Origin of the sequence: Promicromonospora kroppenstedtii DSM 19349 (assembly GCF_000515355.1) — a bacterium.
Classification (GTDB): domain Bacteria; phylum Actinomycetota; class Actinomycetes; order Actinomycetales; family Cellulomonadaceae; genus Promicromonospora; species Promicromonospora kroppenstedtii.
The window spans coordinates 19,032-27,266 of record NZ_KI911603.1 but is presented as its reverse complement, the minus strand read 5'-3'; the positions used below and the strand labels follow the sequence as shown (position 1 = coordinate 27,266).

The window sequence follows — 8,235 nt, the reverse complement described above, 5'->3', positions numbered from 1 at the left end:
CCGGCCGACCTGCGCGTCGACGTCGTCGATCCCGGCAGCTCCGCGGCCGACGCGGCGGTGGGGACCACGCCCGGCCCCGCGGCCACGGCCGACGCCGCCACCGGCTACGAGATCCGTCCCAAGACGGTCAGCCGCGGGTCGTGGGGCGCCGACGAGTCGCTGTCCGACCCGTGGCCCGAGGTCTCCGGCGACCTGCAGGCCATGTACGTGCACCACACAGCGGGGACCAACTCGTACAGCCGGTCCCAGTCGGCCGCGATCGTGCGGGGCATCTACGCGTACCACACCAAGTCGCGGGGCTGGCCGGACATCGGCTACCAGTTCCTGGTCGACCGGTTCGGCACCATCTTCCAGGGCCGCACCGGCGCCGTGTACGACAACCCGATCGGGGCGCAGGCGGGCGGCTTCAACACGGGCACCATCGGCGTCTCCGCGATGGGGAGCTTCGACGTCGCACGACCGTCGTCGGCCTTGATCTCCGGGATCGTGCGGGTCCTCGCCTGGAAGGCGTACCAGTACCGCGTGAACCCGTGGGGCACCGCGACGCTGACCGACCGCGGTGTCGCGGGCGACACGTCGCGCACCTCGCCGGGGCAGAGGGTCCGGGTGCCGCGGATCCTCGGGCACCGCCTGACCAACAACACGGCCTGCCCTGGTGCGTATCTGAACCAGCGGCTGGACGACATCCGCCGGGCGGTGGACAGCCGCGTGGACTCCGCGGTGTCCCGGTACGGCAAGCCCACGATGCGCCGCGCGCCCGTGGTGCACCGGCCGACGTCGCTGCAGGCGCCCGTCCAGTGGAGCGCCAAGCAGCGCTACAGCTGGGACCGGGTACCCGGCGCGAACCGCTACCAGATCCTCGCGCGGACGGCGCGATACTCGTCGAACATGCCGACCAAGCCGTACTGGTACACGGTCCGCACGGTGACCGGTACGTCGGCGGTGCTGGAGACGGACCCGGGGCGCTCCGCCTGGTACGCCGTCCGGGCGCTGGACCGCAACCATCACCGCGGCGAGCTGCGGACGCTCGTGCGGACCTCGCGCGAGACCGTCCCGGCCCAGTGGGACCTGCGGGGCGGCTGGCGCAAGGTCCACGACGGGGACTATCACGCCGACTACGCCTACCGGGTCGCCCGGGACGGGGCACGGATCAAGGTCAGCGACGTCCGGCAGGCGTCGCAGGTGCGAGTGGTGGCCCCGACCGGCCCGGGCTACGGTCGGGTCAGGGTCATCTTCGCGGGTTCCAGCGCCGGCGTCATCGATCTGTCGGGTGCGCCGAGCGACCACACTGTGTTCACAGTTCGTCTGGCGAGTCACCGCAGCGGGGGTGTTGCACTGGAGACCATCGGTTCCCGGGAGGTCCGCGTGAGTGGGATCGCCCTGGTCCGGGACTTCTGACCCGAACGCGGTGGCAACCTCCGCCCGCTGGTCCCCTGAGTAAGATTCGTCGGCTGTGCGTCCGTCCGGCCTCTGTGATGTCCGTGGGTGAAAGGCTCCTCCATGCACGCTTCGACCACGGTCGGCACGGCTGACGTGCCGGCACCACCGACGAGCGATGCGGAGCGGCCCGAGCCGCGGCGTCGCTTCCTGCCCGAGGTGCAGGCGCTGCGCGCCCTCGCCGTCGCGCTCGTGGTCGTCTACCACCTGGAGCCCGAGCTGCTCCCGGGTGGGTACATCGGGGTCGACGTCTTCTTCGTCATCTCCGGGTTCCTCATCACCGGGCACATGATCCGCGAGGTGGAGAAGACCGGCAGGCTCTCGCTCGGCCGGTTCTGGGCCGCCCGCGCCCGCCGCATCCTGCCCGCCGGGCTCGTGGTGATCGGCGTGACCGCGGCCCTGGCGCCGCTGGTGGTCCCGGTCACCGAGTGGGCGGACCTGCAGCGGCAGGCGCTGGCCTCCGTGTTCTACGTGCAGAACTGGGTGCTCGCGGCGGACTCGGTCGACTACCTCGCGGCGGACAACGCGCCCACGGCGTTCCAGCACTTCTGGTCCCTGGCGGTCGAGGAGCAGTTCTACCTGCTCTGGCCGATCGTCGTGGTCGTCGGCGCGTTGCTGGTGCGGCGAGTCGCGCGCGACCGGGTCCGCGCGCTGCACGGCGTGCTGCTCGTCCTGTTCGGCCTGATCGTGGTGGCCTCGTTCGTCTGGAGCGTGCAGCAGGTGCGCGCCGGCGACGCGGCGGCCTACTTCGCCACGACCACCCGGCTGTGGGAGCTCGGCGCGGGCGGCCTGCTCGCCGTCGTGCTGCGGCACACCTCGCGGTTCGCGGCCGGCCGCTCCCTGCTGGCCCTGGCCGGCCTGGCCACCATCATCGCCGGGGCGCTCGTCCTGACCCCGAAGACCCCGTTCCCGGGCTTCGCGGCCCTCGTGCCGGTGCTCGGGGCCGCGGCGATCATCGCCGCGGGCCGGACGTCGGGCGCCGGCTCGCTGACCTGGCTCGTGGACCGGTCCTGGGTGCAGTGGCTCGGCAACGTCTCGTACTCCGTGTACCTCTGGCACTTCCCGATCATCATCGGGTTCGAGGCCTGGGCGAACCGGCAGCCGCACGCGCTGGAGTCGATCGGCCTGCTGGCCCTCTCGCTCCTCATGGCGCACCTCAGCTACACCTTCGTGGAACGGCCGGTGCGTACCGCGCGCTGGGCGGGCCGGGGCAACACCCGTGTGCTGCTGGCCGCCGCGACCGCGATGGCCGTGACGGCGGGCGTCGCCGTGACGCCCATGTTCCGGGCCCAGGTCCAGGAGCAGGAGTGGCAGCAGGAGGCCCAGGGCGTAGAGGTCGGCCTGGGGTCCGGTTTCGGCGCCGAGGCCGTCGACGGCGGCAACGTGCCGGCCTTCGTCGACAAGGCTGGGCCGGTGATCGTGCCCAACCTCCAGGACGTGCACAAGGAGCTGAGCCGCACCTACGCGGCCTGCGCCGCCAACGCGACCGCCGGCACCACGCCGCGCTGCGAGTTCGGTGATCCGGCGGGCCGGCGCACGCTCGCGCTCGTGGGTGACTCGCACGTGCGCATGTTCGCCTCGCCCGTGGTCGAGGCCGCGCGGGAACGGGGCTGGCGGGTCGTCACCTACCTGCACAACTCGTGCCCGTTCTCGCTCGATGCCCGCGAGATGCAGTACTCCAAGGCCTGTCTGCGGGCCAACCAGGAGACGCTGGACGCGCTGGTGGCGGAGGCGCCGGACCTCGTGGTGACCGGGATCTTCGCCGACTCTCTGTTCAAGGGCACGGTCCCCGGCTACGAGCCGGGGGTCGGCGGCCTCGTCAAGGCCTGGGACGCGCTCCAGGCGGTGGGCTCCCGGATCGTCGTCATCAAGGACGCGCCTCGTCCGCGCGCGGACGTCCTGGAGTGCGTGGCCGACCACGCGCAGGACCCGGGCTCCTGCGCGGTGTCCCGCGAGAAGGCCTTCGACTACCCCGGGCACAAGACGCTGCGCGACGCCGCCCGCATCGCCGGCGTCCGCATCGTGGACCTCACCGACCGCTACTGCGGGCCGGAACGGTGCATGCCGGTGGTCGGAAACGTGATGGTCTACCGCGACAACAACCACGTCACGGACACCTACGCGCGGAGCCTCCAGCCCTACATCGCCGAAGGGCTCTGGCCGAAGGAAGGACCCGTGTCCGGTCACACCGAAGCGACACGGGATCGGTGATACTTTACTTGGGCCCAGCAGGCTTGCTGGTCGGCTGACGGTGAGTCCGGGCACGGCCCCCGAACGTGCTCCCGTGCACTCCCGCGCCGGCGGCAACTTACCTCAGGATGGAGCCGTGACGACTCTCAGCGTGATCGTGCCGGTCTACAATGCGGCAACATTTCTGCCGAATTGTCTGGCGACTATTCGATCCAACTATCGGGACGATTTTCAGTTCATCCTCATCGACGACCACTCGACCGATGAGACGCCGCAGATCCTGGAGCAGGCCGCGGAGAAGATGCCGTGGCTGACCCTGATCCGCAACCCCGAGAACTACGGTGTGGCCAAGTCGCGCAACCTCGCGCTCGAGCAGGCCGACGGTCGTTACCTGACCTACCTGGACGCGGACGACTGGTACCAGGCGGGGCACCTCGTGGAGACGCTCGACGGGCTCAAGCGCCTGGACGTCGACTTCATCCGGACCGACCACGTGCGGGTCGACGCGATGAACCGCAGCGTGAAGCGTGCCCCCGAGGAGGTGCGTGACGTCGCCCTCGACCCGAGGTCGCAGATCGGGCTGAAGGGCAGCCGCACCATGGTCGACTACCCGTACCTCTGGGCGGGCATGTACGACCGGGAGCGCATCGCGCCCGAGCTCTTCGCCTTCGACGAGTCGCTGCGCACCGCGGCCGACCGGCCCTGGTTCTGGCGCCTGCACCTGAACACGGAGTCCACCGCGGTCGTGGGCCTCCAGGGCTACTTCTACCGCAAGGACGCCAACCCGACGGCGCTCACCCAGGCCGGCAACCGGAGCACGCTGCACTTCCTGGACGCGTACGCCGGCATCCGTGACCTCGCGCTGGCCACCGAGAACGAGGACTACATCGAGAAGGCCGCGTACGGCGCCTGCCGGATCGTCGCGTTCCACGTCTCGATGCGCGCGCGGCTCTCGCCCGAGCTCCAGAGCGAGCTCTACCACCGGTCAGCGGCCTTCCTGAACTCCTTCCCGAAGGAAGCGGTGAAGGCGGCCCTCAAGCACTTCGACCTCCCCACGCGGATCGTGTTGAAGAAGATTCTCCGGATCGAGGTTCGCTGAATGGATCAGCTGTTCATCGCCCCGACGTTCATGGCGGCGGCCACCATGGCGGCCGCCATCGACTCCGGGCTGTACCGCGACTCCGGGCAGCGCGTGCTGCTCGTGGTCAACAACGCGAAGATCCCCGAGATCGGCCGGAGCCTGACCGAGCAGCAGGGGTTCGACTCCCTCGCCAGCCGGTTCGACCGCGTGCTGTCCCTCAACGAGCTGATCTTCCCGTACCACCCGCGCGCCTGGAACCCGCCGTCGAGCAAGCTCGACACCTGGCGGGACAAGATCCTCGAGGCCGCCGGTATCGAGGGTGAGTTCGGCATCACGCTGCAGTCCCTGCCCGTGCGGCCGTCGACCACCCTGACCAAGCTGTTCAAGGGCGCGCCGATCGACGTCGTCTCGGACGGGCTCATGAGCTACGGCCCCACGCGCAAGGCCATCCGGCCGAGCGTCGCGGCGCGCCTGCGCCGGCTCCTGTACCTCGACCTCGCCGGCGGGCTGCGCCCGGTGCTGCTCAGCGAGCACGGCATCGAGAACGTGGTCGTGCCCGCCGAGGCTTTCCGGGCGGTCGTGCACGAGTACGGCAAGTCGGCGTTCGAGGGCGACGACGAGGGCGCCCTCCCCGACGAGCCGGTCGAGGCGATCATGCTCGGCCAGTACCTCGCCGCGCTCGGCCTGCTCTCGGAGGACGAGGAGGAGGAGCTGCACCACGAGCTCCTGCGCGCCGCCGTGGCGCTCGGCTTCTCGTCGATCGCGTTCAAGCCCCACCCGAGCGCTCCGCCCGCCTTCACCCACAGCCTCGTCGACCTCGGCCGATCGCTGGGCGTGGAGCTGAAGGTCCTGGAGGAGCCGGTGCCCGTGGAGATCCTCTACGACCGCCTGGGTCCGGTCGCCGCCATCGGCTGCTTCTCGACGGGTCTGTCCACCGCCGTCGAGACCTATGGCATGACCGGGTACGCGGTGGGCGTGGACAAGGTGCTCACGCGTCTGCCCCGCTTCGAGGACAGCAACCGGATCCCGCTGGCGATCACCGACGTGCGGCTCAACCGCGTCGAGTGGGACGAGACCACCGCCGCGCTCTCGGTCCGCAAGCCGGCCGACGTCGACGTGCAGCTCCTCGTCGAGGAGGTCGCCCGCGCGATGCAGCCGGGGCACTTCGAGGAGCAGGCGGGTGGGCGCCGCGACGAGCTGCTCGCGCAGGCCCCGTGGGCGGTGAAGTACTTCGTGGACCCGGAGGCCTCCGCGACCGACGCCGGTGCGCTCGTCGTCGCTCCGCCGGCCGCGGTGTCCTACCAGGCCCGCGTCGAGCGTAAGGCCCGCCGTGTCGCGGCTCGGCTGATCCGCAAGAACCGGCGGCTGCGGAAGCTCGCGGCGGTCGGCAAGGCGATCAGGTTCCAGCCGCACTAGCGGCTGCCGTCCGGCAGCAACCGGACGCGCATCACGAAGGGCCCCATCCGCGCAGCGGTGGGGCCCTTCTCGTCGTACGACGGCGCCGTCCGGTGGTCCGACGACGCCCGGCGTCAGTCCCGTCCGTAGATGTCGCGGGTGTAGACCTTGTCGGCGACGTCGTCGAGGGCCTCGGTACGCCGGTTGGCGATGATCACGTCCGCACGCGCCTTGAACGTGTCCAGGTCGCGGACGACCTCGGAGCTGTAGAACTCGTCCTCGTCCAGCGTGGGCTCGTGGACGATGACCTCGATGCCCTTGGCCTTGATGCGCTTCATGATGCCCTGGATCGAGGAGGCCCGGAAGTTGTCCGACCCGGACTTCATCACCAGCCGGTAGACCCCGACGGTCTTCGGCTCCCGACGCAGGATGTCCGCGGCGACGAAGTCCTTGCGGGTGGTGTTGGCGTCCACGACCGCGTTGATCAGGTTCTGCGGCACGTCGGCGTAGTTCGCCAGGAGCTGCTTGGTGTCCTTGGGCAGGCAGTACCCGCCGTACCCGAAGGACGGGTTGTTGTAGTGCGTACCGATCCGCGGGTCCAGACCCACACCCTCGATGATCTGCGCGGTGTCCAGGCCGTGCGTGGCCGCGTAGGTGTCGAGCTCGTTGAAGTACGCCACCCGCAGCGCGAGGTAGGTGTTGGCGAACAGCTTGATCGCCTCGGCCTCGGTCGCGTCCGTCAGGAGCACCGGGGTGTCCTTGGTCAGGGCGCCTTCCAGCAGCAGGTCCGCGAACTGCTTGCCCCGCGGGCCGCGGTCACCGACCACGATCCGGGAGGGGTGCAGGTTGTCGTACAGGGCCCGGCCCTCACGCAGGAACTCCGGGGAGAACACGATCGCCGCACCAGGGTGTTCCTCGCGCATCCGGGCGGTGAACCCGACCGGGATCGTCGACTTGATCACGATCGTCGCGTCCGGGGTGGTGGCCAGGACGTCCGCGATCACGGTCTCCACCGACGAGGTGTCGAAGAAGTTGGTCACCTCGTCGTAGTTCGTCGGGGTCGCGATGATCACCACGCCCGCGCCCGGGTAGGCGGCGTCCTTGTCCAGGGTCGCGGTCAGGTTCAGGTCGACCTCGGCCAGGTACTGCTCCAGCTCCGCGTCCACGATCGGTGACTTACGGTCGTTGACCAGCGCGACCTTGACGGGGTCCACGTCCAGCGCGAACACCTCGTGGTGCTGGGAGAGCAGCACCGCGTTCGACAACCCGACATACCCCGTACCGACAACAGCAATCTTCACGACGATGCTCCTGACAGGAAGACTTGGACGACGCGCCCATGGTAGGCGCGCGGCGGGCTCCCGCTCATCGGCCCCAGGTCCGAGCACCCGCGGTTCGCCCAGTGACGCACGCCACACCCGCGCGCGAGCGTCTGCGAGGTTAGGCTTGCCTCACCATGCCTGAGAACACCGCCGCATCCCCCGCAAGGCCCCGCAAGGGCGTCCGCACCACGGCGACCGTGACCGCGGTCCGGCAGCTCACGCCGCACATGATCCGGGTGTCGATCGGCGGTGAGGCACTGGCCGGCACCGACCCCACGCCGTTCCCCGACCGCTACGTGAAGCTGGTCATGGCGGAGCCCACCGAGCCCGAGGGCCGCCCGGTGCTGCGCACCTACACGATCCGCGCGGTGACCGACGCCGGCTGGGACATCGACGTCGTCACGCACGGCGACGTGGGCCACGGCGGCCCCTGGGCGCAGCGGGTCCAGCCGGGCGACGAGGTCTCCTTCGTGGGCCCGGGCGGCGACTACGCGCCGTCCCCGGACGCCCCGTGGCACCTCCTGGCAGGCGACGAGTCCGCCCTCCCGGCCATCGCGGCCGCGTGCGAGGCCATGCCCGACGACGCCGTGGCGCACGTCTTCGTCGAGGTCTCCGACGCGTCGGAGGAGCAGCCGATCATCAGCTCCGCGAACCTCCACCTCACCTGGGTCCACCGGTCCGCCGGCGCGAACCTGGTCGACGTCGTGCAGGCGGCCGAGCTGCCCGACGGCGCCCCGCACACGTTCCTGCACGGTGAGGCCGGCTGCGTGCGCGACCTGCGCCGCTGGGCCCGCGCGGCGCTGGGCGTCC

6 protein-coding genes are annotated in these 8,235 nt (G+C 70.5%); 5 read left to right on the top strand and 1 reads right to left on the bottom strand.

The features are described from left to right. From PROKR_RS33700 to PROKR_RS03445, 4 genes are all read left to right on the top strand, one after another. Nucleotides 1-1,398, top strand: a 1,398-nt coding sequence (locus tag PROKR_RS33700) for an N-acetylmuramoyl-L-alanine amidase (protein ID WP_211240017.1), incomplete at its 5' end; no start/stop codon positions are given. Between the two features lie 102 nt (nt 1,399-1,500). Continuing rightward, a complete protein-coding gene (locus tag PROKR_RS03455; protein WP_051432631.1) occupies nt 1,501-3,648 on the top strand; it encodes an acyltransferase family protein in 2,148 nt (715 codons plus the stop codon). Between the two features lie 115 nt (nt 3,649-3,763). After that, nucleotides 3,764-4,726 carry a glycosyltransferase gene (locus tag PROKR_RS03450; protein ID WP_036959518.1) on the top strand — a complete coding sequence of 321 codons (963 nt, stop codon included), beginning with the start codon at nt 3,764-3,766 and terminating at the stop codon, nt 4,724-4,726. Next, a complete protein-coding gene (locus PROKR_RS03445; RefSeq protein ID WP_036959517.1) occupies nt 4,727-6,124 on the top strand; it encodes a polysialyltransferase family glycosyltransferase in 1,398 nt (465 codons plus the stop codon). Between the two features lie 113 nt (nt 6,125-6,237). Here PROKR_RS03445 and PROKR_RS03440 read toward each other — a convergent pair whose 3' ends face one another. Next, nucleotides 6,238-7,404, bottom strand: a complete 1,167-nt coding sequence (locus tag PROKR_RS03440; protein ID WP_036959516.1) for a nucleotide sugar dehydrogenase — start codon at nt 7,402-7,404, stop codon at nt 6,238-6,240. Between the two features lie 155 nt (nt 7,405-7,559). On the opposite strand from PROKR_RS03440, the gene PROKR_RS03435 reads away from it, so the two are divergent. After that, a partial coding sequence (locus PROKR_RS03435) for a siderophore-interacting protein (protein WP_245605680.1) occupies nt 7,560-8,235 on the top strand: 676 nt, incomplete at its 3' end.